Source organism: Roseateles saccharophilus, assembly GCF_031458095.1.
GTDB lineage: Bacteria > Pseudomonadota > Gammaproteobacteria > Burkholderiales > Burkholderiaceae_C > Pelomonas > Pelomonas saccharophila_A.
In genome coordinates, this window is sequence record NZ_JAVDXU010000005.1 from 290,695 (window position 1) to 313,872 (window position 23,178).

General features: G+C 68.1%; 24 protein-coding genes. 10 read left to right on the top strand and 14 right to left on the bottom strand.

The window, feature by feature from the left end:
• Nucleotides 1-8 precede the first annotated feature (8 nt).
• Nucleotides 9-962, bottom strand: a complete 954-nt coding sequence (gene ylqF, locus J2X20_RS26745) for a ribosome biogenesis GTPase YlqF (RefSeq protein ID WP_310272263.1) — start codon at nucleotides 960-962, stop codon at nucleotides 9-11.
• 109 nt (nucleotides 963-1,071) lie between these two features.
• Between ylqF and J2X20_RS26750 the strand changes: the two genes are divergently transcribed.
• On the top strand, nucleotides 1,072-1,470 hold the full coding sequence (locus J2X20_RS26750; RefSeq protein ID WP_310272265.1) for a cold-shock protein: 399 nt from the start codon (nucleotides 1,072-1,074) through the stop codon (nucleotides 1,468-1,470).
• A 163-nt stretch (nucleotides 1,471-1,633) separates the two neighbouring features.
• Here the strand turns inward: J2X20_RS26750 and J2X20_RS26755 are convergent, their stop codons facing one another.
• The 5 genes from J2X20_RS26755 to J2X20_RS26775 form a co-directional block, all read right to left on the bottom strand.
• Nucleotides 1,634-1,951, bottom strand: a complete 318-nt coding sequence (locus tag J2X20_RS26755) for an energy transducer TonB (RefSeq protein ID WP_310272268.1) — start codon at nucleotides 1,949-1,951, stop codon at nucleotides 1,634-1,636.
• Between the two features lie 29 nt (nucleotides 1,952-1,980).
• Nucleotides 1,981-3,528 carry a methyl-accepting chemotaxis protein gene (locus J2X20_RS26760; RefSeq protein WP_310272271.1) on the bottom strand — a complete coding sequence of 516 codons (1,548 nt, stop codon included), beginning with the start codon at nucleotides 3,526-3,528 and terminating at the stop codon, nucleotides 1,981-1,983.
• 211 nt (nucleotides 3,529-3,739) lie between these two features.
• Nucleotides 3,740-5,020, bottom strand: coding sequence for a c-type cytochrome (locus tag J2X20_RS26765; protein WP_310272273.1), 1,281 nt, complete (start codon nucleotides 5,018-5,020; stop codon nucleotides 3,740-3,742).
• Nucleotides 5,017-5,706, bottom strand: coding sequence for a c-type cytochrome (locus tag J2X20_RS26770; protein WP_409034207.1), 690 nt, complete (start codon nucleotides 5,704-5,706; stop codon nucleotides 5,017-5,019). The genes J2X20_RS26765 and J2X20_RS26770 overlap by 4 nt, the downstream gene beginning before the upstream one ends.
• Complete coding sequence (locus J2X20_RS26775) at nucleotides 5,703-6,380, bottom strand: YggS family pyridoxal phosphate-dependent enzyme (protein WP_310272567.1); 678 nt, start codon at nucleotides 6,378-6,380, stop codon at nucleotides 5,703-5,705. The genes J2X20_RS26770 and J2X20_RS26775 overlap by 4 nt, the downstream gene beginning before the upstream one ends.
• A gap of 24 nt (nucleotides 6,381-6,404) precedes the next feature.
• Between J2X20_RS26775 and J2X20_RS26780 the strand changes: the two genes are divergently transcribed.
• The 3 genes from J2X20_RS26780 to J2X20_RS26790 all read left to right on the top strand — a co-directional run bounded on the left by J2X20_RS26780 (nucleotide 6,405) and on the right by J2X20_RS26790 (nucleotide 9,670).
• Entirely contained in the window at nucleotides 6,405-7,448 is a 1,044-nt protein-coding gene (locus J2X20_RS26780) for a type IV pilus twitching motility protein PilT (protein WP_310272278.1), read from the top strand.
• Between the two features lie 76 nt (nucleotides 7,449-7,524).
• On the top strand, nucleotides 7,525-8,661 hold the full coding sequence (locus J2X20_RS26785) for a PilT/PilU family type 4a pilus ATPase (RefSeq protein ID WP_310272281.1): 1,137 nt from the start codon (nucleotides 7,525-7,527) through the stop codon (nucleotides 8,659-8,661).
• Nucleotides 8,662-8,779: 118 nt separating this feature from the next.
• Nucleotides 8,780-9,670, top strand: coding sequence for an NAD(P)-dependent oxidoreductase (locus tag J2X20_RS26790; RefSeq protein ID WP_310272283.1), 891 nt, complete (start codon nucleotides 8,780-8,782; stop codon nucleotides 9,668-9,670).
• Between the two features lie 224 nt (nucleotides 9,671-9,894).
• On the opposite strand, the gene J2X20_RS26795 is transcribed toward J2X20_RS26790, so the two are convergent.
• From J2X20_RS26795 to J2X20_RS26805, 3 genes are read right to left on the bottom strand one after another with little or no spacing between them, the layout of a single operon-like run.
• Entirely contained in the window at nucleotides 9,895-10,503 is a 609-nt protein-coding gene (locus tag J2X20_RS26795; RefSeq protein ID WP_310272287.1) for a BON domain-containing protein, read from the bottom strand.
• A 19-nt stretch (nucleotides 10,504-10,522) separates the two neighbouring features.
• On the bottom strand, nucleotides 10,523-11,101 hold the full coding sequence (locus J2X20_RS26800) for an SIS domain-containing protein (RefSeq protein WP_310272290.1): 579 nt from the start codon (nucleotides 11,099-11,101) through the stop codon (nucleotides 10,523-10,525).
• 16 nt (nucleotides 11,102-11,117) lie between these two features.
• Nucleotides 11,118-11,510, bottom strand: a complete 393-nt coding sequence (locus J2X20_RS26805; RefSeq protein WP_310272293.1) for a YraN family protein — start codon at nucleotides 11,508-11,510, stop codon at nucleotides 11,118-11,120.
• On the opposite strand from J2X20_RS26805, the gene rsmI reads away from it, so the two are divergent.
• A complete protein-coding gene (rsmI, locus tag J2X20_RS26810; RefSeq protein ID WP_310272297.1) occupies nucleotides 11,503-12,423 on the top strand; it encodes a 16S rRNA (cytidine(1402)-2'-O)-methyltransferase in 921 nt (306 codons plus the stop codon). The genes J2X20_RS26805 and rsmI overlap by 8 nt on opposite strands.
• Here rsmI and J2X20_RS26815 read toward each other — a convergent pair.
• Together J2X20_RS26815 and J2X20_RS26820 are read right to left on the bottom strand one after the other, a co-directional pair.
• On the bottom strand, nucleotides 12,401-13,579 hold the full coding sequence (locus J2X20_RS26815) for a PQQ-dependent sugar dehydrogenase (protein WP_310272300.1): 1,179 nt from the start codon (nucleotides 13,577-13,579) through the stop codon (nucleotides 12,401-12,403). The two genes, rsmI and J2X20_RS26815, sit on opposite strands and share 23 nt — an antisense overlap.
• Nucleotides 13,580-13,785: 206 nt before the next feature.
• Nucleotides 13,786-14,103 carry a hypothetical protein gene (locus J2X20_RS26820; RefSeq protein ID WP_310272301.1) on the bottom strand — a complete coding sequence of 106 codons (318 nt, stop codon included), beginning with the start codon at nucleotides 14,101-14,103 and terminating at the stop codon, nucleotides 13,786-13,788.
• Nucleotides 14,104-14,238: 135 nt separating this feature from the next.
• Here J2X20_RS26820 and tldD point away from each other — a divergent pair, with 135 nt between their 5' ends.
• Nucleotides 14,239-15,702, top strand: a complete 1,464-nt coding sequence (tldD, locus tag J2X20_RS26825; RefSeq protein ID WP_310272304.1) for a metalloprotease TldD — start codon at nucleotides 14,239-14,241, stop codon at nucleotides 15,700-15,702.
• Here the strand turns inward: tldD and J2X20_RS26830 are convergent, their stop codons facing one another.
• Nucleotides 15,703-16,473: a fumarylacetoacetate hydrolase family protein gene (locus J2X20_RS26830; protein WP_310272308.1), complete on the bottom strand. Its 771-nt coding sequence runs from the start codon at nucleotides 16,471-16,473 to the stop codon at nucleotides 15,703-15,705. It lies immediately after the preceding gene.
• A gap of 259 nt (nucleotides 16,474-16,732) precedes the next feature.
• Here J2X20_RS26830 and J2X20_RS26835 point away from each other — a divergent pair, with 259 nt between their 5' ends.
• Nucleotides 16,733-17,857, top strand: coding sequence for a 3-deoxy-7-phosphoheptulonate synthase (locus tag J2X20_RS26835; RefSeq protein WP_310272312.1), 1,125 nt, complete (start codon nucleotides 16,733-16,735; stop codon nucleotides 17,855-17,857).
• A gap of 14 nt (nucleotides 17,858-17,871) precedes the next feature.
• Nucleotides 17,872-18,183, top strand: a complete 312-nt coding sequence (locus tag J2X20_RS26840; protein ID WP_310272315.1) for a hypothetical protein — start codon at nucleotides 17,872-17,874, stop codon at nucleotides 18,181-18,183.
• On the opposite strand, the gene J2X20_RS26845 is transcribed toward J2X20_RS26840, so the two are convergent.
• The gene (locus tag J2X20_RS26845) at nucleotides 18,146-19,129 is read right to left on the bottom strand and encodes a hypothetical protein (protein ID WP_310272318.1); all 984 of its coding nucleotides are present in this window, start codon (nucleotides 19,127-19,129) and stop codon (nucleotides 18,146-18,148) included. The two genes, J2X20_RS26840 and J2X20_RS26845, sit on opposite strands and share 38 nt — an antisense overlap.
• 246 nt (nucleotides 19,130-19,375) lie before the next feature.
• Here J2X20_RS26845 and htpG point away from each other — a divergent pair, with 246 nt between their 5' ends.
• The gene (gene htpG, locus J2X20_RS26850) at nucleotides 19,376-21,256 is read left to right on the top strand and encodes a molecular chaperone HtpG (RefSeq protein ID WP_310272321.1); all 1,881 of its coding nucleotides are present in this window, start codon (nucleotides 19,376-19,378) and stop codon (nucleotides 21,254-21,256) included.
• A 22-nt stretch (nucleotides 21,257-21,278) separates the two neighbouring features.
• On the opposite strand, the gene J2X20_RS26855 is transcribed toward htpG, so the two are convergent.
• Entirely contained in the window at nucleotides 21,279-22,022 is a 744-nt protein-coding gene (locus tag J2X20_RS26855) for an SDR family oxidoreductase (protein ID WP_310272324.1), read from the bottom strand.
• A gap of 118 nt (nucleotides 22,023-22,140) precedes the next feature.
• On the opposite strand from J2X20_RS26855, the gene J2X20_RS26860 reads away from it, so the two are divergent.
• Nucleotides 22,141-23,037 (top strand): AraC family transcriptional regulator, encoded by an 897-nt coding sequence (locus J2X20_RS26860; protein WP_310272327.1) that lies wholly within the window; start codon nucleotides 22,141-22,143, stop codon nucleotides 23,035-23,037.
• Nucleotides 23,038-23,178: the final 141 nt, after the last annotated feature.

A 23,178-nucleotide genomic window follows, 5' to 3' on the forward strand; every position in this document is an offset into this window, starting at 1 on the left:
CCGGGGAATCACGCGTCGCCGCTGGACGACGCCCGCTTGCCGCTGCGCCTTTCCTTGTCGGCCAGGCGCGCCGCTTCTGCCGCGGCAGCCTTGCGCTCCTCTTCCTCGGCCGCGGCCCGCCGCCAGGCGCTCATCTCCTCGGGCGTCTCCAGCGTGATGCGGCCCAGCGACCCGCCGCGGAAGTCCATCAGCAGGGCCTCGGCGGCCTTGTGCATCTGCACCGCGCCACCGCGGATCTTGGCACCGCGCTTGACGCCGATGGCTTCCAGCACGGCGTCGTCGGCGCCGAGTTCGGCCAGGCCATAGCGCTCCTTGAGCCGCTCGGGGTAGTGGCGTTTCAGCACCACGATCAGTTCCAGCGCCACCTCTTCTTCGTCGAAGGCATTGCGGCCGATGGCGCCGCTGGCCGCGAGGTGGTAGCCGCTCTGCTCGATGGCGATGCGCGGCCACAGCATGCCGGGCGTGTCGAACAGGTAGAAGCCGTTCTCCAGCACGAACTTCTGCTCGAGCTTGGTGATGCCCGGTTCATCGCCGGTCTTGGCGGCGCGCTTGCCGACCAGGGTGTTGATCAGCGTGCTCTTGCCGACGTTGGGAATGCCGCAGATCAGCACGCGCAGCGGCTTGTGCATGTCGCCGCGCAGCGGCGCGAGTTCGCGGCAGGCCTTGACGAGGGCGCGCGCCGGCGCCTTCTCGCCGGCATCCAGCGCGATGGCGCGGGTATGGGCCTGGGCGTTGTAGAAGTCCAGCCAGGCGGCGGTCTGGGCGGGGTCGGCGAGGTCCTGCTTGTTCAGCACCTTCAGCGACGGCCGTCCCGTCGTCAGCGCCGCCAGCAGCGGGTTGCTGCTGGATCCGGGCAGGCGCGCGTCCAGCAGCTCGATGACCACGTCCAGCCCCGCCTTGACGCGATCCTTGATCGCCTGGCGGGTGGAATTCATGTGGCCGGGAAACCAGTTGATGGGCATGCGCTGACAGGGTGGAAATACGGAAAGCGCGGATTGTCGGGGGCTTACATCCGGTTGCGGCCCCTCCGCCGGCATCCCCCAAGATCTGGGGGTAGTCGTTGAGGTGAATATGAGATTCGAAGGAGTACTGAGTGCCTGGAACCAGGACGCCGGCTACGGCGCGATCCGGCCCAGCGGTGGAGGCGAGGAAGTGTTTGTCAGCCTGGCCGCCTTCCCGACGGATGGCGAAGGGCCACGGCCCGACGAGCCTTTGAGCTTTGAAATTGTGACGGGGCGTGACGGCCGCAAGCAGGCCGTGAACCTCAAGCGCCTGTCGCGCAGCCATCTCAGCCCGGCGCTGCGCGAAGCCAACGGCGGTGCCCGCATCCGCGCCCGCCAGGCGCAAAAGAAACGGCGCCTGGGCCTGATGGCCGGTGGCGCCGTGGTGACGGTGATGCTGATCGTGGGCGGCATGCACTGGTGGCAGCCGACGGACCGGACCGGCGAGTTGCCGGTGATGAAGCGGTAAAACGAGCTCCTCATGCCTTGCGCCCTGCGTGGCGCAAGTCCTGACATAGGCGAGAAAGCCCGCCTAGGCGGGCTTCCTGTCCAGTGTCATGCCAGCCGGCTTGCAAGCCGGCTGTCCTGAGTAGCGCGTCGAACAGCGCGCAGGCGCTGTTCTCGGTCGCTACTCAGTCTTCGTTTTTAAAGACGAGCTTGACTTCGTGGGTGCCTTTTTCGCCCGGCTCGAACTTCCACTCCATCAGGGCGGCCTTCACGGCGCGGTCGAAGACGCGCTTGGGTTCGGCTTCGACGATCTCGACGTCGCTGACCTTGCCGTCGGCTTCGATGGTCATCTTGGCCTTGACCGAGCCGGTGGAGATGCCCTTCTTGGAGGCTTCGGCCGGGAACTCCGGCGGCACCTTCTTGATGACCTTGGGCGTGGCGTGCGCGGCCAGGGCCAGCATCAGGCTGGCGGCGAGGACGGTGGCGGAACGCAGGAATGACATGGCGAACCTCGGAGGATGGATGAAGGGGTTCAGGCGGCGCGGAAGAAGCCGACGGCTTCGATCAGGCGGGTCGAGCTGTCGCGCAGCGCGTCGGCCGAGCGGCTGAGGTCGCCGACCAGGCTGGTGTTCTGCTGCGTGGCCTTGTCGAGTTCGTTCATGGCGCCGTTGACGACGCCCACGCCGGTGGCCTGTTCCTGGGCCGAGTGCGAGATTTCCTCGATCAGCTGACCCATGTTGTTGACTTCGTCGACGACGCTGCGGATGGTCACGCCGGCGTTGTTGACCAGGGTGGTGCCGTTCTCGACCTTGACGGTCGATTCCTGGATCAGCACCTTGATTTCCTTGGCGGCACCGGCCGAACGCTGGGCCAGGGCGCGCACCTCGGCGGCCACGACGGCGAAGCCGCGGCCGTGTTCGCCGGCACGCGCGGCTTCCACCGCGGCGTTCAGGGCCAGGATATTGGTCTGGAAGGCGATGCCGTCGATGACGCCGATGATGTCGCCGATCTTCTTGGAGCTGGCGCTGATCTCTTCCATGGTCTCGACGACCTTGGAGACGACGGCGCCACCGTTGCTGGCGGCCTGGCGGGCCGTCACGGCGATGCCGGCGGCGCGGCGGGTCAGGTCGCTGGCGCCCTTCAGCGTGGAGGCGATCTCTTCCACCGAGGCAGCGGTGTTCTGCAGGCTGGCGGCGGAACGCGTGGTGCGCTCGGCCAGGTTGGAGTTGCTGTCGGCGATGGAGCCGGAGTTCTGGGCCACTTCGCTGGCGGCGGTGGACACGTCGCGCACGACGCCGGAGAGGGCGGTCTGCATGTCCTTCATGGCCTGCAGCATCTGGCTCAGTTCGTCGCGGCCTTCGACCTGGATGTCCTGGGTCAGGTCGCCGGCAGCGATGGCTTCGGCGGCCATCTGGGCCTTGCGGGCCGGGCCGACGATGGAGCGGGCGATGACGACGCCGCCGCCGATGCCGATGACGGCGGCCACGGCCATGAGCACCAGGGTCACCACGACCGACGAGGTGGCCAGCGCGACGCCGGACGTGGCCAGCGCCTTGCCGTTCTCGAATTGCATGTCGACCAGCTTCTTCAGGCCGTCCTGCAGAGCCGCCTGGGCGGGGCGCAGGTCGGTGATCAGGCTCTCGCGGGCCTCGTCGGGGGTGCCGTCGGCCTGGATCTTCTGGAACTTCTCGAGCGCAGCCAGGAACTTGGTCTTGTGGCCACGCACCTCGGCGACGGCGGCCTTCTCGGCGTCGCCAGAAACAGCGCTCTCGAGGCTGGACAGCTGCTTCTCGCCCTCTTCCAGCGCGTCGGCAATCGCCTTCTTCTGCTTCTTGATGGCACCGGCGGTGTCCAGCAGCAGGAGGTCGCGAACGGCGCGCGCAATGATGTTGACCTGGCTTTCCAGACCGTTGGCCGCGCCGATCTTGACGAGGCTGGAGTTGGCGGTGCGGTCCAGGTCGTTGGCCAGACGCTTGGCGTTGTTGGCGCCGTAGAAGCCAATACCCACCAGCAGCAGGATCAGCAAGCCGAAGCTCACGGCCAGGCGGTGGCCGATGCGCAGTTGCGTCAGGAAGTTCATGCGGTTGTGGTCCTTGCGATGGTCTTCGGGTATCGGCGGCGGGCTGCCGCTCTTGAATCAACGACGACTGTAGGCCTCTCGGCCTTGTTTTTGCGGCCCTACCCGGGGGCCGGCGCGCAGTGTGTCGCGACCTGTGACCATTTGCTTCACGCCTGCGGCAGGCTTGCGTGAAAACGTTCACGTCGGCCCCCGGCCTCGGGGCTTGCCTGGATCAATGCTGGGTTGCGACAGCGCGCAGGCGCAGCACTTCGACGGCATCGACCTCGCCGGCGCGATGGCCCCAGGACTGGCGCAGATGGCTGGCCAGGGCGGCCAGGTCCTCGGCGCCCAGCACGCCGGCAAAGGGCGGCATGCCATGGGGGCGCGGATGGCCGGGCGTGGCCGGCGCGAAGCCGCCGCGCTCGATGACGCGGATCAGGTTGGCCGCGCTGGCCTGGGTGACGGTACGGCTGCCGGCCAGGGCTGGGTAGGCCAGGGCGCCGCTGTCATCGCGCCGGCCTTCGCCGCGCTGGCCATGGCAAGCGGCGCAATGCTCGCGGTAGAGACCGGCACCGTGCTCGCGGCGGCGCGGGCTGGGGTTGGCCGGCTCGGGCCGGGCCACGGCCGCCTCGGGCAGGGCGCGCAGATAGACGCTCATGGCAGCCAGGTCGGCATCGTTCAGCGCCGCCGTGCTGCCAAGGACGACTTCGCCCATGGGGCCGAGGGCCGCATGACCTTCGACATGGCCGTCGCGCAGCCAGCGTTGCAGCGTCTCGGCAGGCCAGCGCTGCACACCGGCTTCGGCCGGGTCATGGAGTGAGGGTGCCACCCAGCCCAGCCCGGCCAGCGCGCCACCGCGGAAATCGGCCGCGCCGCGGTCGCCGCCCAGGGCATTGCGGCCGGCATGGCAGGCGCTGCAATGCGCCAGGCCCTGGCTCAGATAGGCGCCACGGTTCCAGGCGGCGTCCTGCTGTGACTCGGGCCGATAGCTGCCGGGCTTGAAATAGAGGGCCCGCCAGGCCGCGATGGCGAGCTGGCTGCCGAAGGGCCAGCGCAGTTCGTGCTCGCGGCGTGGTGCAGCAACCGGCGCCTGGGCCTGCAGCCAGGCATGCAGGGCGTCGGCGTCATCGCGGGTGACCAGGGTGGTGTTGACGATGGGGTGGGCCGGCACCAGCAGCCGGCCGTCGCGACTCTGGCCGAAGTGCAGGGCGCGCCAGAAGTCGTCGGCGCTCCAGCCGGCCAGGCCGCTGGCATCGGGCGTCAGATTCGATGAGAAGACGGTGCCGAAGGGTGTCGGGATGGCGCGGCCGCCGGCCAGGCGCTCGCCGCCGCGGGCCGTGTGGCAGCCGGCGCAGTTGCCGATGGCGGCCAGATAGGCGCCGCGGTCGAGCTGGATCGCTGCCTTTGACGGCGGCGTGGCATCGCCCAGGCCGCGTTGCCAGGCGAGCAGGGCCCCGCCGGCGGCCATCAGCAGGCCGGCCAGCACGGCGAGGACGGTGAGCAGCCGCCTCATGGCTGCAGCCCGCCGCAGCGCAGCGGCGCTGGCGCAGCCAGGGCGGGCGCCGGATGCGGATCGGCCGGCAGGGGGCGTCCGGCCAGGAATTGCGTGACGGCGTTGATCTCGCCCTCGGTCAGCGCCTTGGCGATCTGGGCCATGCAGTCGGGTGCTTGTGCACGCCGCTGGCCGCTGCGCCAGGCACCGAGCTGGCCATTCAGATAGTCGCGCGACAGGCCGAGCAGTCCGGGAATGGCGGGTTGGCTGCCGGTCAGGCGCTCGCCATGGCAGGCGGTGCAGGCGGGCAGCTTGCGTGCTGCGTCGCCGTTGCGGATCAACGCCTCGGCCCGCGCCAGCTCGGGAGCCGGCAGGGCGGGCTTCTGCGGTGGCGGGTATGGCAGATCCAGGGACGCGAAATGGCCGGCCAGCTCCCTCAGATAGGCGTCGGACAAGGGGGCGATCAGCTCGCTCATCAGGCCGTAGTCGCGCCGCCCGTCGCGGAAGTTCAGCAACTGGTTGTAGAGATAGCCGGCCGGCTTGCCCGCCAGGCGGGGGTAGTAGCCGTCGGGCGCGGCGCGGCCCTCCTTGCCATGGCAGCCGGTGCAGGCCAGGGCGCGCTGCGCGAGCGTGTCAGGCACGGGCACGGGCACGGGCTGGGCCTGGGCGGCGAGCGACGCCAGCGCCAGCAGCCAAGCTTTCATCATCGGGCTCCGAAGATGGCGCTGCCCACCCTCACCATGGTCGAGCCGGCCCGGATGGCGTCCTCCAGGTCGGCGCTCATGCCCAGGGACAGGGTGTCCAAGGCCAGGCCCTCGGCCTGGAGGGCCTTGAACAGGGCCGCCATGGCCTGGTGCTGGGCCAGGGCGCCGGGGCCGGGCTCGGGGATGGCCATCAGGCCGCGCAGCTTCAGCCGGGGCAGGGCGGCGACCTGGGCGGCCAGCGCGGCGACGTCGGCCGGCACGAGGCCGCTCTTGCTGGCTTCCTCGCTGATATTGACCTGCAGGCAGATGTTCAGCGGCGGCAATGCGGCCGGGCGCTGCTCCGACAGGCGCTCGGCGATCTTGAGCCGGTCCACGCTGTGCACCCAGTCGAACTGTTCGGCCACGGCCTTGGTCTTGTTGGACTGCAGCGGGCCGATCAGATGCCATTCGATCTGGCCGCGCAGGTCGATCAGCTCCTGCACCTTGGCCAGGCCTTCCTGGACATAGTTTTCACCGAAGGCGCGGGCGCCGGCGGCAAACGCTTCGCGCACGGCGGAACCCGGGAAAGTCTTGCTGACGACGAGGAGCTGTACCTCGTTGGGTGGACGGCCGGCTGCGACACATGCCGCAGCGATGCGGTTTTTGACGGATTTCAGGGAGTCGGAGATCGCCATAATGGTCCGAGCACTCCACGGAACATCATGGACATCACTCAGCTGCTGGCATTCTCGGTCAAGAACAAGGCCTCCGACCTGCACCTCTCGGCCGGGCTGCCGCCGATGATCCGCGTGCACGGCGACGTGCGCCGCATCAATGTCGAGGCCCTGGACCATCGTGCGGTCCATGACATGGTCTACGACATCATGAACGACTCCCAGCGCAAGGTGTACGAGGAGACGCTGGAAGTCGACTTCTCCTTCGAGATCCAGGGCCTGGCGCGTTTCCGCGTCAACGCCTTCAACCAGAACCGCGGCGCCGGCGCCGTGTTCCGCACCATTCCGAGCAAGATCCTGTCGCTGGAGCAGCTGGCCGCGCCCAAGGTCTTCGCCGAGCTGGCGCTGAAGCCGCGAGGCATGGTGCTGGTGACCGGCCCGACCGGTTCGGGCAAGAGCACGACGCTGGCGGCCATGGTCAACCACCTCAACGAGAACGAGTACGGCCACATCCTCACCATCGAGGACCCGATCGAATTCGTTCATGAGTCCAAGAAGAGCCTGATCAACCAGCGGGAAGTCGGCCCCCACACCCATTCGTTTGCGAACGCCCTGCGCTCGGCGCTGCGCGAAGACCCGGACTGCGTGCTCGTCGGCGAAATGCGCGACCTGGAAACCATCCGCCTGGCGCTGACCGCCGCGGAAACGGGCCACCTGGTGTTCGGTACCCTGCACACCTCGTCGGCCGCCAAGACGGTCGACCGTATCGTCGACGTCTTCCCGGCTGCCGAAAAGGAAATGGTGCGGGCGATGGTGTCCGAATCCCTGCAGGCCGTCATCTCGCAGAGCCTGTGCAAGCTCAAGGACGGCACCGGTCGCGTCGCGGCCCACGAGATCATGCTGGGCACCTCGGCCATCCGCAACCTGATCCGCGAGAACAAGGTGGCGCAGATGTACTCGTCCATCCAGACCGGCAATTCCCAGGGCATGCAGACGCTGGACCAGAACCTCACCGACCTGGTGAGGCGCAACATCATTTCGCCGGCCGAAGCTCGTGCGAAGGCGAAGTTCCCCGAAAACTTCCCTGGCTAAGCCAGGGAAGTTTGACGTCACTCATATGGCAAGGCCATGTGAGTGACGGCAAAATTTTCCGGACAGAAAGACAGTTATGGAACGCGATCAGGCCTCGAAATTCATCAACGACCTGCTGCGGCTGATGCTGTCGCGCAAGGGCTCCGACCTCTTTCTGACGGCCGAGTTCCCGCCGGCCATCAAGGTGGACGGCAAGCTGACCAAGGTCTCGCCCCAGCCGCTAACCGGCCAGCACACGCTGCAGCTGGCGCGTTCCATCATGAACGACAAGCAGGCGGCCGAGTTCGAGCGCACCAAGGAATGCAACTTCGCGATCTCGCCGCATGGCATCGGACGCTTCCGCGTCAATGCCTTCATCCAGCAGAGCCAGGTCGGCCTGGTGCTGCGGACGATTCCGTCGCAGCTGCCGACCATCCAGTCGCTGGACCTGCCGCCGGTGCTGCGCGAGGTGGTGCAGCACAAGCGCGGCCTGGTCATCGTCGTCGGCGCCACCGGCTCGGGCAAGAGCACCTCGCTGGCCGCCATGATCGACGAGCGCAACGAGACGACCTATGGCCACATCGTGACCATCGAGGATCCGATCGAGTTCGTGCATCCGCACAAGAACTGCATCGTCACCCAGCGTGAGCTGGGCCTGGACACCGACAGCTGGGAAGCGGCGCTGAAGAATTCGCTGCGCCAGGCGCCCGACGTCATCCTGATGGGTGAGCTGCGCGACCGCGAGACCATGGAGCACGCCGTCGCCTTCGCCGAGACCGGCCACCTGTGCATGGCCACCCTGCACGCCAACAGCGCCAACCAGGCCCTGGACCGCATCATCAATTTCTTCCCCGAAGACCGCCGCCAGCAGCTGCTGATGGACCTGTCGCTGAACCTGCGCGCGCTGATCTCGCAGCGCCTGCTGCCGCGCCGCGAAGGCAAGGGCCGCGTCGCCGCCGTCGAGATCCTGCTGAACTCGCCGCTGATCTCCGACCTGATCTTCAAGGGCGAGATCAGCGAGATCAAGGAGCTGATGAAGCGCTCCCGCGAGCAGGGCATGCAGACCTTCGACCAGGCGCTGTTCGATCTCTACGAGGCCGGCAAGGTCACCTACGAAGACGCGCTGCGCAATGCCGACTCGGTCAACGACCTGCGCCTGCAGATCAAGCTCAACAGCGAGCGCGCCCGTTCGGGCGACCTGTCCACCGGCACCGAACACCTAACGATACTTTGACCACCCCCTACCGGCTTCGCCGGCCCCCTCAAGGGGGCGCCGCTGGCGGCCCGGCAAAGCCGGTTCCGCGGCGGCCGCTGAGTCAATCGCGGCACCGGGAATCAGGACGCATCAGCACATGAGCCCCCGCACTTACGACCCCATTTCACCGCGCCGCGTCGCCTTTCTGGGCCTGGGCGTCATGGGACACCCCATGGCCGGCCATCTGGCGCGCGCCGGCCACCAGGTCACGGTCTACAACCGCACGACGACCAAGGCCGAGGCCTGGACCCGGGAGTACGGCGGCAGCTTCGCGGCTACGCCGGCCGAAGCGGTCAAGGGGGCCGAGTTCGTGTTCTGCTGCGTCGGTAATGACGACGACCTGCGCTCGGTCGTGCTGGGTGAAGCCGGTGCTCTCGCGGGAATGACTTCGGGCGCCATCTTTGTCGACCACACCACCGCCTCGGCGGCCGTGGCCCGCGAGCTGCATGCCGAGGCCGCCAAGCGCGGCGTCGCCTTCATCGATGCGCCGGTCTCCGGCGGCCAGGCCGGTGCCGTGAATGGCGCGCTGACGGTGATGTGCGGCGGTGACGCGGCGCCTTTCGACACGGTCAAGCCCGTGGCCATGGCCTTCGCCAAGGCCGTGACCCTGCTGGGCGGCCCGGGCTCGGGTCAGCTGGCCAAGATGGTCAACCAGATCTGCATCGCCGGTGTCGTGCAGGGGCTGTCCGAGGCCGTGCGCTTCGGCCAGAACGCGGGCCTGGACATGGCCCAGGTGCTCGAGGTCATCGGCAAGGGCGCTGCCCAGAGCTGGCAGATGGACAACCGCGGCAAGACCATGGTCGAGGACAAGTTCGACTTCGGCTTCGCCGTCGACTGGATGCGCAAGGACCTCGGGCTGGTGCTGGACGAGGCCCGCCGCAACGGCTCGCGCCTGCCGCTGACAGCCCTGGTGGACCAGTTCTATGCGGACGTGCAGGCCATGGGCGGGAGGCGCTGGGACACCTCGTCGCTGATCAAACGCCTTTGAATTGGAGTCAAGCGCGCCGCCGGGCCGCTCCCTAGGCGCGCTTGAGCCGATGTGCTCGTGGGCCATCGCCCGCGAGCATCGGCGTCCCCTCGGGGGCTTCGGCCGGACACATGGTGCCCAGTGGGCAGCATGTGCCTGCCGAAGAGCTGTGGCACTGCCACAGCGCGGTCTGCAAGACCGACCAGGCTCGCCCGCGTTCAGCGGCGCGGGGCTGGGCGAGGGGCTCACTTCTTCGGCGTGATGCGCGCGAGTTCTTCCTCGCTGATGACTTCGAACACCCGGACGACCTTCTTGACGCCGTTGATGCCGCGCGCGATCTCGGTGGCGCGGTTGGCTTCGCGCTCCGTCACGCGGCCCATCAGGAAGACCTCGCCGCGCTCGACGACGATGTAGAAGGCGTTGCTGAGCAAGTCGCGGGCGTCGATGAGCGAGGCCTTGACCTTGCCCTGGATGACGACGTCGTTGGAACGGCCGCTCAGGGCGCTGAGCATGGTGACGGCGGTCTCGTTCACCACGCGGGTGACGTTCTCGACGCTGCCGACGATGCGCTCGACTTCGGCGCGGTCGGCCTCGTTGCGGGCCTCGCCGGTGATCAGCGCGACGCGGTTGTAGCTGTTGACGTTGATGTGGACCTTGTCGCCGAGCTGTTCGCGGATGCGGGCGCCGGCCTTGATCTCGATCGTCTCGTCCTCGAGCTGGGTGGCCGAGGTGCGGCGGTCGGTGGCGACGCTGACGCCGCCCACCATGGCACCGCCGATCAGCAGTGGCGCGCAGCCGGTGGCCAAGGTGCTGGCAAGGACGGCGGCGGTCAAGGCGAGGGTGAGTTTCTTCATCGGGCTTCCATCGAGAGGGTTATTCGTCGCTGCCGAGCAGTTGCAGGTCGACGGCGTCGGCCAGGGCGTGCAGCAGCACGCGCTGGGCCTCGACAACGCGTGGCTCGCGGCCGTGGCTGACACGGATCTGGATGTCGGTGTCCTGCAGCAGGCCCCGCCACTCGTCGTTTGCGCCGGGCGGCTGGGCGGTCAGGGCGATGATGCTCATCTCCTGGGCATGAGCCACGGCCAGGGCCGGCTGCCAGGCGTCGCGCTGCTCGCGCAGCGGCTCGATCATCACCAGCACGTCGCCCGGATGGCCATGGGCCTGCAGCAGGCGCGCCAGATCCAGGCCGGCGGCCTCGCGGGCCTGGGCGGCCAGGCTCCAGGCCGCCAGGCCCGGGCGCTCCTGCTCGAAGCGGCCGGCCAGGCGGGCGGCCAGGTAGTCGGCGTCCATGCTGGCCAGGCCCTGGCCGGCGCAGAGGATGCGGTTGCCGCCGGTGATGGCGTCCACCACCATCTGTGCGGCCATCGCCAGGGGCCGGGCCAGCTGCTCGGCGGCTTGGTAGAGCAGGTCGGCGCTTTCGAAGAACTGCTGTTGGATTCTTTGTTCAATCATTCCAGCCGAATCATAGTCAGCCTGCGTCGAAGGCCCCCTGTAACCAGTTGAGCTCGGCGCCGTCGATGGCGACAACATCGAAACGGCAGGGCGGCGGGCTGGCATGGCGCAGCAGATAGTGCTGGGCGGCGTAGATGAGGCGCTGCTGCTTCCTGGCCGTCACGCTGGCGGCTGCGCCGCCATGAGAGTCGGTGGCGCGGGCCCGCACTTCGACGAAGACCAGGGTGCCGTCGCGGTCGGTCATGATGAGGTCCACTTCGCCCGCGCGGCGGCGGGGGCCGGCGCCGACTCGATAATTCCTCTCCAGCAGGCGCAGGCCGGCGCCTTGCAGATGCGCCAGCGCGGCGTCTTCCGCCGCGTCCCCGCGCGTCTTGGTATCCGGTTTTGATCGAGAGCCCCAGTTGAACATTGACGCCTCCCTGCTTCGCCAGGCCGCCCAGGCCGCGGCCGGCGGCCAGCAGTATCCGGCCGCCACCCTCTATCTCGTCGCGACGCCCATCGGCAATCTCGCTGACCTGAGCCTGCGCGCCATCCACCTGCTGGGCCTGGTGGACGCCTTGGCCTGCGAGGACACCCGCCAGGGCGGCGGCCTGCTGCGCCATCTCGGCCTGCACAAGCCGCTGATCGCCGTGCACCAGCACAACGAGCGCGAGGGCAGCGCCGGCGTCATCGCGCGGCTTGCTGCGGGAGAGCGCGTGGCCTATGCGTCGGACGCCGGCACGCCGGCCATCTCGGACCCGGGGGCCGTGCTGGTGCAGGAGGTGGTGGCCGCCGGCTATCGCGTGTTGCCGCTGCCGGGCCCGAGCAGCGCCGCGACGGCGCTGAGCGTGGCCGGCGACACGGCCGCCCAGGGCTTTGCCTTTGTCGGCTTCCTGCCTACCAAGGCGGGCGAGCGACGCACGGCGCTGCAGGCCGTGCTGGCCACCGAGGGCCAGAGCCAGGTCGTCTTCGAGGCGCCGCATCGCATCATCGAGTTGATCGCCCTGCTGGCCGAGCTGGCGCCGGCACGGCGCGTGACGGTCTGCCGCGAGCTGACCAAGCAGTTCGAGAGCATCCACACGGCGCCCGCCGAGGCGCTGCCCGCCTGGCTGGCCGCCGACCCCCAGCGCCAGCGCGGCGAATTCGTCCTGGTGCTGCACGCCCAGGCACCGCAGGCCGCCGCGGACGACGAACTGCCGGCCGAGACCCTGCGCGTGCTGGCGCTGCTGACGGCCGAGCTGCCGCTGAAGCAGGCGGTGGCGCTGGCGGCGCAGATCACCGGCGCGCCGCGCAACCAGCTCTACGACGCCGGCCTCAGGCTCAAGCGCGGCGGCGACGAGTGAGCAGGCTCCCCGCGGCCAGGCCCAGGGCCAGCAGCAGGGCGGGTGCAGGCTCGGGCACGGCGGCGGCGAGCAGATAGATGTTGCCGTTCAGGCCCACCGCGTAGAGCGAGCCGTCACCGCCCTCGCCAAAGCTGCTCAACTGGAAGCCAGAGAAGGGATCGGCCAGCTCCGTGTGTGCGCCGTTGCTGTAGCTCCAGATCTTACCCGCGACGTAGTCGCCGTAGATGTATTTGCCATCCAGGCTGGCATCCACGCCGTGATAGACATAGCCGCCGATGACGGTGGCGCCGACATTGCGGTCGTAGTCGAACAGCGGGCTGGTCAGGTTGGGAGGTGTCGGATCGCCGATGCCGGGCGTGGCGATGTTGCCCTCGCGCACCCGCCAGCCATAGTTGGCGCCGCGCCCCAGGCCGGAGGCCGCCGAGGCGAAGTCCACCTCCTCGCGCGCGCCCTGGCCCACATCGCCTATCCACAGGTCGCCCGTCTGCCGGTCGAAGCTGTTGCGATAGGGGTTGCGCAGGCCATAGGCCCAGATCTCGTCATTGCCGGCCACGCCGACAAAGGGGTTGTCCGTGGGCACCGTGTAGCCGCCCGCGGCGTTGGGCGTGATGCGCAGCAGCTTGCCGAGATTGCTGTTCAGGTTCTGGGCATTGTTGTCGGGGTCATTGCCGCTGCCGCCGTCACCGGTGGCGATGTAGAGGTGGCCGGGGTCGGCGGCGTTGAAGCCTATCCAGCCCGCCTTGTGGTTGTCGCGGCCGGCCGGCTGGGCCACCGTGATGATGGTCTTGGCGCTGGCGAGGTCGACGGCACCGGTGCCATTGACCGTGTAGCTGGCCACCACGGTGTTCAGCGTCGTCTTGTCGATGTAGTCGACATAGAAGCGGCCGTTGCTGGCAAATCCGGGATCGAAGGCCAGGCCCAGCAGGCCGCGCTCGCCGCCGGTGTCGACCTGGGCCGACAGATTGAGCCAGGTCGAGACCGCGCCGCCGCTGTCCTGGGTCTTGATCAGGCCGCCCTTCTCGACGATGAAGAGGCGCGAGTCGCCGACGGGGGCGGTCAGGAAGACCGGCTGGCTGTAGCCCGAGCCGACCTGGGTGTAGGCAATGGCCACGGTACTGCTGGCAAGGGCCAGCGTGGCGATCAGCAAGGACTTCATGCGGCGCTCCGGTTCGAACCGATGCGTCGCATGCTGGCCGGGCGCAAGGCCCGCTGACATCCCTAGCAGGGGACTGCCGGGAACGGAATTGTTAGCGGCGGTAAGGTGGTCATTTGAATGACCGCGCGACTGCCGCGGAAGCGGCTTTGCTGGGGCCGCTGGCAGTGCCCCCTCGAGGGGGCCGGCGCAGCCGGTAGGGGGTGGGCTTATTGCTCGCGGGCGTTGTGCTTCTTGCGGTGGATGTCGCGGCTGGCGCCGTCCTGCATGGCGTGCAGGCGGCGGCGCTCCTTGGCAGTGACGGTGCCATCGGCCTTGGCCTTGGCCTCGGCGTTGTTGATGTGGGCCTGTTCCTTTTCCAGGCGCTGGGTCTCGTGGGCCGTCAGGGTGCCGCTGGCGGCGCCCTGGGCAATGCGGGCCTGCTGGTTGGCTTCGCGCTGGTCGACGCGAGGCGTGCTGGTCTGGGCAAAGGCGCTGGCACCGGCGAGGGCCAGCAGGGCGATCAGGGCTTGGTGGGAGATCTTCATCGGGGGCTCCTTGTGGGTGTTGGTTGGCGAGGCCCGTCCACAACGACGCCTTTGTAACCGCGGCCGACATGACTGGCGTAAAGAAGCATGTCCTTGTCTTGCAAGCCCTGACGAAGGACTTCCTAGAATCAGCCCATGATCGCCGTCGAACCCACCCTGGCCCGCCTGGCCACCGCCCGCTCGCAACTGCTGGAGCCCTTCGGCCTGACCGAGGCCTCGCTGTCGCAGGCCTTGCGCCTCATCACCGAGCACCGCGTCGACGATGCCGACCTCTATTTCCAGACCACGCGCGCCGAGGGCTGGAGCCTGGAGGAGGGCATCGTCAAGAGCGGGTCCTTCAGCATCGACCAGGGTGTGGGCGTACGCGCCGTGGCCGGCGAGAAGACGGCCTTTGCCTACTCGGACGACATCTCGCTGGAGTCGCTGCTGGACGCGGCCCGCACCGTGCGCACGATTGCGGCGGCCGGCCAGAGCAAGAAGGTGCAGGTGCCCGCCCAGGGCCGCGTGGCCGGCAGCCGTGAGCTGTATGGCGTGGCCGACCCCATCGCCAGCCTCGACAGCGCCACCAAGGTCGCCCTGCTGGAGCGCACCGAGAAGATGGCCCGCGCCAAGGACCCGCGCGTCGCGCAAGTGATGGCCGGCCTCGCCGCCGAGCACGAGGTGGTGCTGATCGCCCGTGCCGACGGCACGCTGGCGGCCGACGTGCGTCCGCTGGTGCGCCTGTCCATCACCGTCATCGCCGAGAGCAATGGCCGCCGCGAGGTGGGCTCGGGTGGTGGCGGCGGCCGCTTCGGCCTGGCCTATTTCACCGACGAGATGATCGCCAGCTATGTCGACCAGGCCGTCAACGCCGCGCTGACCAATCTCGAGAGCCGCCCCGCGCCGGCCGGCGAGATGACCGTCGTCGTCGGCCCCGGCTGGCCCGGCGTGCTGCTGCACGAGGCCGTCGGCCATGGCCTGGAGGGCGACTTCAACCGCAAGGGCTCGAGCGCCTTCTCCGGCCGCATCGGCCAGCGCGTGGCCGCCAAGGGCGTGACGGTGCTGGACGACGGCACCATTCCCGATCGCCGCGGCTCGCTGAACGTCGACGACGAGGGCTGTGCCAGCCAGCGCAATGTGCTCATCGAGGACGGCATCCTGAAGGGCTATATCCAGGACGCGATGAACGCCCGGCTGATGAAGGTTGCGCCCACCGGCAACGGCCGCCGCGAGAGCTATGCCCATGTGCCCATGCCGCGCATGACCAACACCTATATGTTGGGCGGCAAGGACGATCCCAAGGAGATCGTCGCATCCATCAAGAAGGGCCTCTACGCCACCAACTTCGGCGGCGGCCAGGTCGACATCACCAGCGGCAAGTTCGTGTTCTCGGCCAGCGAGGCTTTCTGGGTCGAGAACGGCAAGATCCAGTACCCGGTCAAGGGCGCCACCATCATCGGCAACGGCCCGGATGCGCTGACCCGCGTCAGCATGATCGGCAACGACATGAGCCTGGACACCGGCGTGGGTGTCTGCGGCAAGGAAGGCCAGAGCGTGCCGGTGGGGGTGGGCCAGCCGACGCTGCGCATCGATGGCTTGACGGTAGGTGGGACGGCCTGATCAGGCCGTCACGCGCACGCTGAGCGGCGGCAACCCCGCAATCGAGCCCTCCATCAGATCCCCCGGCAGCACCGGCCCGACGTTTTCCGGTGTGCCGCTGAAGATGATGTCCCCCGGCATCAGCTCGAAGGCCTGGGACAGCTGGGCGATCTGCTCGGCGACGTTCCAGATCATCTGGTTGAGGTTGGCGTCCTGCTTGACCTGGCCGTTGACCTTCAGCGTGATGGCGCCCTGGGTGAAGTGGCCGACCTGGGCGACGCGGTGGATGGGGCCGATGGGCGCGGAGCGGTCAAAGCTCTTGCCGATCTCCCAGGGCTTTTTCTGGTCGCCCATGCCGCGCTGCAGGTCGCGGCGCGTCATGTCCAGGCCGACGGCGTAGCCGTAGACCAGGTCCAGGGCCTTGTCGACGGCGATGTTCCTGCCGCCCTTGTGCAGGGCTGCGACCAATTCCAGCTCGTAGTGGTAGTTCTTGGTCAGCGTCGGGTAGGGGTGATCGGTCGTCTTGCCCGGAGCCACGAACTGCACCGCGTCGCTGGGCTTCTGGAAGAAGAAGGGCGGCTCGCGCGTCGGGTCCGAGCCCATCTCGCGGGCATGGGCCGCGTAGTTGCGGCCTATGCAGTAGATGCGCCGCACCGGGAAGACCTCTTGGCTGCCAGCTATGGGCACGACGGGCCGGGCGACCGTGAAGGGCGAGGCGGGCGCTGCGGTGCTGGCGCAGCCGGCCGCAGCAAGACCCGTGACCGCGGCACCGAGGGCGTGGCGTCTTTGCATGGCTTGTCTCCAGGGAGCGAGAGATCGATTGACGGCCAAGCGCCTGCCGGGGTCAAGCGGGGCTTGCCCGCTGCCGAAAGCTCGCCGCGGCGGCCGTGCTAGATTCCGTTCCCATGTCCCGCGCCGCTTACTTTAGCTTTTGGTTTTTTCCCCGCCCTGGCGGTGGAGAGTCCTGAGCGCGCGTGCTGAACACAGAACTCCCCAAAAACCGCCGAGGCCGCCAAGCCCGGCGGTTTTTTGTTTCTGAAAGGCCCTTGCCGTGAACGCCAAAGTCTCCTCCGTCGAACCCGAAGCCCAGCGCTGGTACTCCCAGGACGACAAGACCAGCGCCACCGATGACGAGCGCATCGTCGACGTCACGCCGCTGCCGCCGCCGGAGCACCTGATCCGCTTCTTCCCCATCCGCGGCACGGCCATGGAGAACCTGATCGGCCAGACGCGCCAGCGCATCCGCAAGATCATGAGCGGCGAGGACGACCGCCTGCTCGTCGTCATCGGCCCCTGCTCCATCCACGACCCGACGGCCGCCATCGAGTACGCGCGCCGCCTCAAGGTCGAGCGCGAGAAGTACGCCGACACGCTGGAGATCGTCATGCGCGTCTACTTCGAGAAGCCGCGCACCACCGTCGGCTGGAAGGGCCTCATCAACGACCCCTACCTCGACGAGAGCTACCGCATCGACGAGGGCCTGCGCATCGCCCGCCAGCTGCTGCTGGAGATCAACCGCCTGGGCATGCCGGCCGGCAGCGAGTTCCTGGACGTGATCTCGCCACAGTACATCGGCGACCTGATCGCCTGGGGCGCCATCGGCGCGCGCACCACCGAGAGCCAGGTGCACCGCGAACTGGCCTCGGGCCTCTCAGCCCCGATCGGCTTCAAGAACGGCACCGACGGCAACATCAAGATCGCCACCGACGCCATCCAGGCTGCGGCCCGCGGCCACCACTTCCTGTCGGTGCACAAGAACGGCCAGGTCGCCATCGTCGAGACGCGCGGCAATGCCGACTGCCACGTCATCCTGCGCGGCGGCAAGGCGCCCAACTACGACGCCAAGAGCGTGGCCGAGGCCTGCGCCGATCTGGAGAAGTCCAAGCTGCCGCGGCGCCTGATGGTGGACTGCTCGCACGCCAACTCCAGCAAGCAGCACCAGCGCCAGCTCGACGTGGCCCGAGACATCGCCGGCCAGATGCGCGAGGGCAGCAATGCCATCTTCGGCGTCATGGTCGAGAGCCATCTGAACGACGGCGCCCAGAAGTTCACCCCGGGCAAGGACGACCCCGCCGCGCTGGAATACGGCAAGAGCATCACCGACGCCTGCCTGGGCTGGGACGACTCCCTGGCCGTGCTGGACGTGCTGTCCCAGGCCGTGCTGGCGCGGCGCTGACACAATCGGCGGCCATGCAAGCCCGCATCACCGTTGTCTTCGCCACCGGCGCGCCGGTCGACATCCAACTCGACGGCGCCGAGGTGCTGAGCTTCGAGGCCGCGCGCCGCTGGCTGGACGAGAACTTCGTGCGCATGGAATGCGAGCCCCTGCGCGGCTCGGGCAAGGTGCTGCTGGCCGACAAGCTCGTCGGCATCGCGCTGGCCGCCGGGCCGGCTGCGTTTGCCGACGCCGCCTGGGCGCTGGACTATGCCCGCGCCGCGGCCGGCTCGCTGTCCAAGGCCCTCATCAAGGTCGACGTGCCGCGCCTGGCCGTGTCCTACTGAGGGACAGCAGGGCCAGCAGGCCCACGCCCATCATCAACGGGGAGGCTGGCTCGGGCACGGGGCTGGTGAAAGCCTGGGCAAAGTCGAAACCGCTCGCGCCCAGGGCTGAATAGCTGATGGCATGGCCCCCTGCATCGGTGACGCTGCTGATGCCGCCCCAGCCCAGGGTGTGGGACAGGTCGGTGACAAAGCCGGCCGAGCTTGGGCCGTAGATGAAGCTGGCACCCGCCTGGGCCGTCGCGCTGGCCGCCATGTGCAGGTTGATGGGCGTGCCGAAGGCAAAGCTGACGGTGAAGGTCTTGGTGCCGAAGGAGTCGTGAGAGTCCTCGTAGGGCGGGGCGCCGTTGTATTCGCTGATGGCGTGATCGCCGTGCCAGGCGACATAGGTGTCCAGCGGCGCACCCGGCAGATAGCCGGTCGTCATCGAGAAGTCCGCCGTCCATTGGCCGCCGACGCCATAGGCCGGACCGCCGCCCCCGCCGATGCTGCCGTGCGCGACGATGGAGAAGCTCAGGGTGCCGAAGGCGCCGTTGCCGCACAGGGCCGGGTTGCCGCACTGGTTGGCCACGATGGTGAAGGCGTCGTCCAGGCTGGCATTGGCACCGCTGCCGCCCTGGGCGTTCATGTTGGAGCTGCCGACGCCTTGGACCACACCGTTGGCGATGGCGAACACGCGCACCCCGCCCGGTGTGGCGGATGCGAAGCCGGAGGACGTCCCCTCGGCCTGCGCCATGCCGCCTGGCCCGAAGTTCTCCCGCTGCGCCGAAACGGCCGAAAAGGTCAGCGGGACCGCGCCGGCGTCGGACTTGTAGTCGGTCGTGCCGGGGATATTCATGGTCCCGCTGGTGGCCTGTGCCGTGGCGGAGTAATGCGGCGCCGCCGCTGCGATGCTCACCAGAAGCGACAGACCCAGACCCGCCAGCAGGCGGTTTTGCAGACCAGCCATTGCGCTCTCCCTACGTGTTCTCATCACACGGCGCTGGCGATGGTAGGCAGGCAGCGGGCCCCTGTGCGGCCTCGTCCTCTGTAGCGGTGACGAGGCTGGAATCGATGTCCGGTTTTCCGAAAACGGCCCTCCCGGGGGAGGGCGGGGATGGGGTTTACGCTGGAGGCCTTGAATCCCGCCGGTCCGGCCCCAACTGGCCGCCCGTCGGGCGGTTCAGCCCCCAGATTCCTTGAGATTTCCAAAGCCATGACCAAGCAAACCCACGCCTTCCAGGCCGAAGTCAAGCAGATCCTGCACCTCGTCACCCACTCGCTGTACTCCAACAAGGAGATCTTCCTGCGCGAGTTGGTGTCCAACGCCAGCGACGCCTGCGACAAGCTGCGCTTCGAGGCCCTGGACAACGCCGCCCTCTGGGAAGACCAGACCAGCCTGGAAGTCCGCGTCAGCTTTGACGAGGAAGCCAAGACGCTGACCATCAGCGACAACGGCATCGGCATGAGTGCCGAGGAAGCGGCCTCGCACCTGGGCACCATCGCCAAGAGCGGCACGCGCGAATTTCTGTCCAAGCTGGATGGAGACCAGAAGAAGGACGCCCAGCTCATCGGCCAGTTCGGCGTGGGCTTCTACTCGGGCTTCATCGTCGCCGACCGCATCACCGTCGAGACCCGCCGCGCCGGATTGCCGGCTGACCAGGGCGTGCGCTGGAGCAGCGAAGGCACGGGCGAGTACGAGATCGAGACCATCACCAAGCCGGGCCGCGGCACCGACGTCATCCTGCATCTGCGCGACGGCGAGGAGGAGTTCCTGAAGACCTGGCGCGTGCGCTCCACCATTGCCAAGTACAGCGACCACATCTCCCTGCCCATCCTGATGAAGAAGGAGGAGTGGGACGCCGACAACGCCAAGCAGGTCATCAAGGACGACTGGGAGTCCGTCAACAAGGCCTCGGCCCTGTGGAGCCGCAGCAAGAGCGAGATCACCCAGGAGCAGTACGAGGAGTTCTACAAGCAGATCAGCCACGACAGCGACGCGCCGCTGGCCTACACCCACAACCGCGTGGAAGGCCGCAGCGAGTACACCCAGCTGCTCTACATCCCGGCCAAGGCGCCCTTCGACCTGTGGAACCGCGACAAGCGCGGCGGCGTGAAGCTCTACGTGAAGCGCGTCTTCATCATGGACGACGCCGAGGCGCTGATGCCGGTCTATCTGCGTTTCGTCAAGGGCGTCATCGACTCGGCCGACCTGCCGCTGAACGTCAGCCGCGAGCTGCTGCAGGAAAGCCGCGACGTGAAGGCCATCCGCGAGGGCTCCACCAAGCGCGTGCTGGGCATGCTGGAGAGCCTGGCCAACAGCGAAGACGAAGCCGAGCGTGCCAAGTACGCCGCCTTCTGGACCGACTTCGGCCAGGTGCTGAAGGAAGGCATCGGCGAGGACCACGCCAACCAGGAGCGCCTGGCCAAGCTGTTCCGTTTCGCCTCCACGCACGCCGACAGCGGCGTCAGCCTGGCGGACTATGTCGGCCGCATGAAGGAAGGCCAGGACGTCATCTACTACATCACCGCCGACTCGCTGGCCGCCGCCAAGCACAGCCCGCAGCTGGAGATCTTCCGCAAGAAGGGCATCGAGGTGCTGCTGCTGGTGGATCGCGTCGACGAGTGGATGCTCAGCCACCTCTACGAGTTCGAGGGCAAGCAGCTGCAGTCCGTCGCCAAGGGCGCCGTCGATCTGGGCAAGCTGCAGGACGAGGACGAGAAGAAGAAGGCCGAGGAAACCGCCGAGAACCTCAAGCCGCTGATCGACAAGCTCAAGGAGGCGCTGAAGGACCGTGCCAAGGACGTGCGCGTGACGACCCGCCTGGTCGACTCGCCGGCCTGCATCGTCGTCGAAGAGGGCGACATGAGCGGCCATCTGGCGCGACTCTTGAAGCAGGCCGGCCAGAACGCGCCTGAGGCGAAGCCGACGCTGGAGATCAACGCCGAGCATGCCCTGGTCAAGAAGCTCGATGGCAGCGCCCATTTCGACGACCTGGCCCAGGTGCTGTTCGACCAAGCCGTGCTGGCCGAGGGCGGCCACCTGGAAGACCCGGCGGCCTATGTGAAGCGCGTCAACGCCCTGCTGACGGGCTGACGCCGCAAGCCTCAGGCCTGGCTCATGCGGCCTTGGCCAGGGCCACGGCGTCAGGCCCGGCTGCAAAGCGCAGCCGCTCCGAGCGATCGTTGGCGGCCTGCCAGACCACTTCGGCCACATCCTGCTCCGTGGTCACCAGAGCCGGCTGGGCGAAGGCCGCGAAGATGGGCTGGGCAAAGGGCAGATAGGCCTCGGGGATCAGGCCCTGGATGCGCGCCGCGCCGTTCTCGGCAAAGCGCGTCGTGGGCGCATAGCCCGGCTCGACGAGCTTGACGCGGATGTTGAAGGCGGCGAGTTCGTGGGCCACCGAGCCGGTCAGGCCGGTGATGGCCATCTTGCTGGCCGTGTAGACGCCGGCCAGCGGCATGGCCGCCAGCGTCACGCTGGACGTCACGTTGACGATGACGCCCGAGTGGCGCTCGCGGAACTGCGGCACGACGGCCTGCATCATGGCCATGACGCCGAAGGTGTTGGTCTCGAAGACCTCGCGCGCCGTGTCCATGGAGGTCGCCTCGAAGGCGCCGACGACGCCGATGCCGGCGTTGTTGACCAGCACGTCGATGGGTCCGGCAGCCCAGAGCGCCGCGGCGATACTGTCAGGCCGGGTCACGTCCAGGGCCAGCACGCGCAGCCGGTCCGAGCGGGGCAGCAGGTCTTCGCGCGGTGTGCGCATGGTGGCGATGACCTTCCAGCCCCGGGCCAGGAAGTGGCGCGCGGTTTCCAGGCCGTAGCCCGAGGAGCAGCCGGTGATGAGCACGGTTTTCATGAGGAGTCCTTTCAAGGTAGCTAGAGAGGACCTCACGATATCGAGCGGAGGTAGGACTATGAATAATAGATAGTCCACATTTGTTTTGCCAAAGTCCAATCCGCAAGGGGATCAGGCCTTGAGTGACCCGCTCACCGAAGTTGTCCGTCTGATGCAGCCGCGGGCTGTCTTCGCCAATCTCATCAGCGGCAAAGGCGATTGGGCGGTCCGCTATGCCGAGTACGGGCAGCCCAGCTTTTGCATCATGTTGGAGGGCAGCTGCCTGCTGGCCGTCGACGGCCACGAGCCGGTGACGCTGAGTGCCGGCGACTTCGTGCTGCTGCCCAGCACGCCGCCGTTCACCATCTCCAGCTTCGGCCCCGCGCCGGCCATCCATATCGACCCCAAGCTGGTGCCCGGCGGCAACGGCGAGCGGCGCCACGGCGACATGGACGGCGAGCCGGACATGCGCTCCCTTGGCGGGGCATTCCTGTTCGACGGTGCCGACCCGGGTCTGCTGATCTCGCTGCTGCCGCGCGTCGTCCATGTGCAGGGTTCCGGGCGGCTGGCCCAACTCGTGCGCCTGGTGGGCGAAGAGTACGAAGCCCAGCTTCCGGGCAATGAATACATGCTGTCGCGCCTGGTCGGCATGCTGCTCATCGAGGCCATGCGCTGGACGACGGCCGGCAGCGCGCCGCCCGGGCTCCTGCGCGGGCTGGGCGACGAGCGGTTGGCTCCGGCGCTCAAGCAGCTGCATGCCCGGGTGGACCATGCGTGGACGGTGGGGCAGCTGGCCGGCGTGGCGGCGCTGTCCCGCTCGGCCTTCTTTGACCGCTTCACCCGCACGGTCGGCGCCACGCCGATGGCCTATCTGCTGAGCTGGCGCATGGAGATTGCCAAGGGCCTGCTGCGCCATGAGGGCCTGGCCGTGGCCGAGGTGGCCGAGCGCGTGGGCTATGGGTCGACCAGCACCTTCAGCACAGCCTTTTCGCGGCATGTCGGCCAGTCGCCCAGCCGCTGGGCGCATGCCGCTTAGGCGAGCCGGCGTCCGTCTTTACGTGGTTTTGTGACGGTTTTGCGACAACACCCGCCATCGCGGGACTTCCGTCCAGGCCGGCTCGCCGCTACTCTCCTACGGGTTTTTACCGAGTTTCTGACTAGATGGTCCAGTTTGAGT

Excerpts from the sequence above, each read along its gene's own strand:
- J2X20_RS26755 (WP_310272268.1), bottom strand. The coding sequence starts at position 1,951 with ATGTCATTCCTGCGTTCCGCCACCGTCCTCGCCGCCAGCCTGATGCTG.
- tldD (WP_310272304.1), top strand. The coding sequence starts at position 14,239 with ATGATCGCCGTCGAACCCACCCTGGCCCGCCTGGCCACCGCCCGCTCG.
- J2X20_RS26805 (WP_310272293.1), bottom strand. The coding sequence starts at position 11,510 with ATGTTCAACTGGGGCTCTCGATCAAAACCGGATACCAAGACGCGCGGG.
- J2X20_RS26855 (WP_310272324.1), bottom strand. The coding sequence starts at position 22,022 with ATGAAAACCGTGCTCATCACCGGCTGCTCCTCGGGCTACGGCCTGGAA.
- ylqF (WP_310272263.1), bottom strand. The coding sequence starts at position 962 with ATGCCCATCAACTGGTTTCCCGGCCACATGAATTCCACCCGCCAGGCG.
- J2X20_RS26815 (WP_310272300.1), bottom strand. The coding sequence starts at position 13,579 with ATGAAGTCCTTGCTGATCGCCACGCTGGCCCTTGCCAGCAGTACCGTG.
- J2X20_RS26785 (WP_310272281.1), top strand. The coding sequence starts at position 7,525 with ATGGAACGCGATCAGGCCTCGAAATTCATCAACGACCTGCTGCGGCTG.
- htpG (WP_310272321.1), top strand. The coding sequence starts at position 19,376 with ATGACCAAGCAAACCCACGCCTTCCAGGCCGAAGTCAAGCAGATCCTG.
- J2X20_RS26790 (WP_310272283.1), top strand. The coding sequence starts at position 8,780 with ATGAGCCCCCGCACTTACGACCCCATTTCACCGCGCCGCGTCGCCTTT.
- J2X20_RS26765 (WP_310272273.1), bottom strand. The coding sequence starts at position 5,020 with ATGAGGCGGCTGCTCACCGTCCTCGCCGTGCTGGCCGGCCTGCTGATG.
- J2X20_RS26845 (WP_310272318.1), bottom strand. The coding sequence starts at position 19,129 with ATGGCTGGTCTGCAAAACCGCCTGCTGGCGGGTCTGGGTCTGTCGCTT.
- J2X20_RS26840 (WP_310272315.1), top strand. The coding sequence starts at position 17,872 with ATGCAAGCCCGCATCACCGTTGTCTTCGCCACCGGCGCGCCGGTCGAC.
- J2X20_RS26820 (WP_310272301.1), bottom strand. The coding sequence starts at position 14,103 with ATGAAGATCTCCCACCAAGCCCTGATCGCCCTGCTGGCCCTCGCCGGT.
- J2X20_RS26750 (WP_310272265.1), top strand. The coding sequence starts at position 1,072 with ATGAGATTCGAAGGAGTACTGAGTGCCTGGAACCAGGACGCCGGCTAC.
- J2X20_RS26800 (WP_310272290.1), bottom strand. The coding sequence starts at position 11,101 with ATGATTGAACAAAGAATCCAACAGCAGTTCTTCGAAAGCGCCGACCTG.
- J2X20_RS26760 (WP_310272271.1), bottom strand. The coding sequence starts at position 3,528 with ATGAACTTCCTGACGCAACTGCGCATCGGCCACCGCCTGGCCGTGAGC.
- J2X20_RS26780 (WP_310272278.1), top strand. The coding sequence starts at position 6,405 with ATGGACATCACTCAGCTGCTGGCATTCTCGGTCAAGAACAAGGCCTCC.
- J2X20_RS26795 (WP_310272287.1), bottom strand. The coding sequence starts at position 10,503 with ATGAAGAAACTCACCCTCGCCTTGACCGCCGCCGTCCTTGCCAGCACC.
- J2X20_RS26830 (WP_310272308.1), bottom strand. The coding sequence starts at position 16,473 with ATGCAAAGACGCCACGCCCTCGGTGCCGCGGTCACGGGTCTTGCTGCG.
- J2X20_RS26770 (WP_409034207.1), bottom strand. The coding sequence starts at position 5,706 with ATGATGAAAGCTTGGCTGCTGGCGCTGGCGTCGCTCGCCGCCCAGGCC.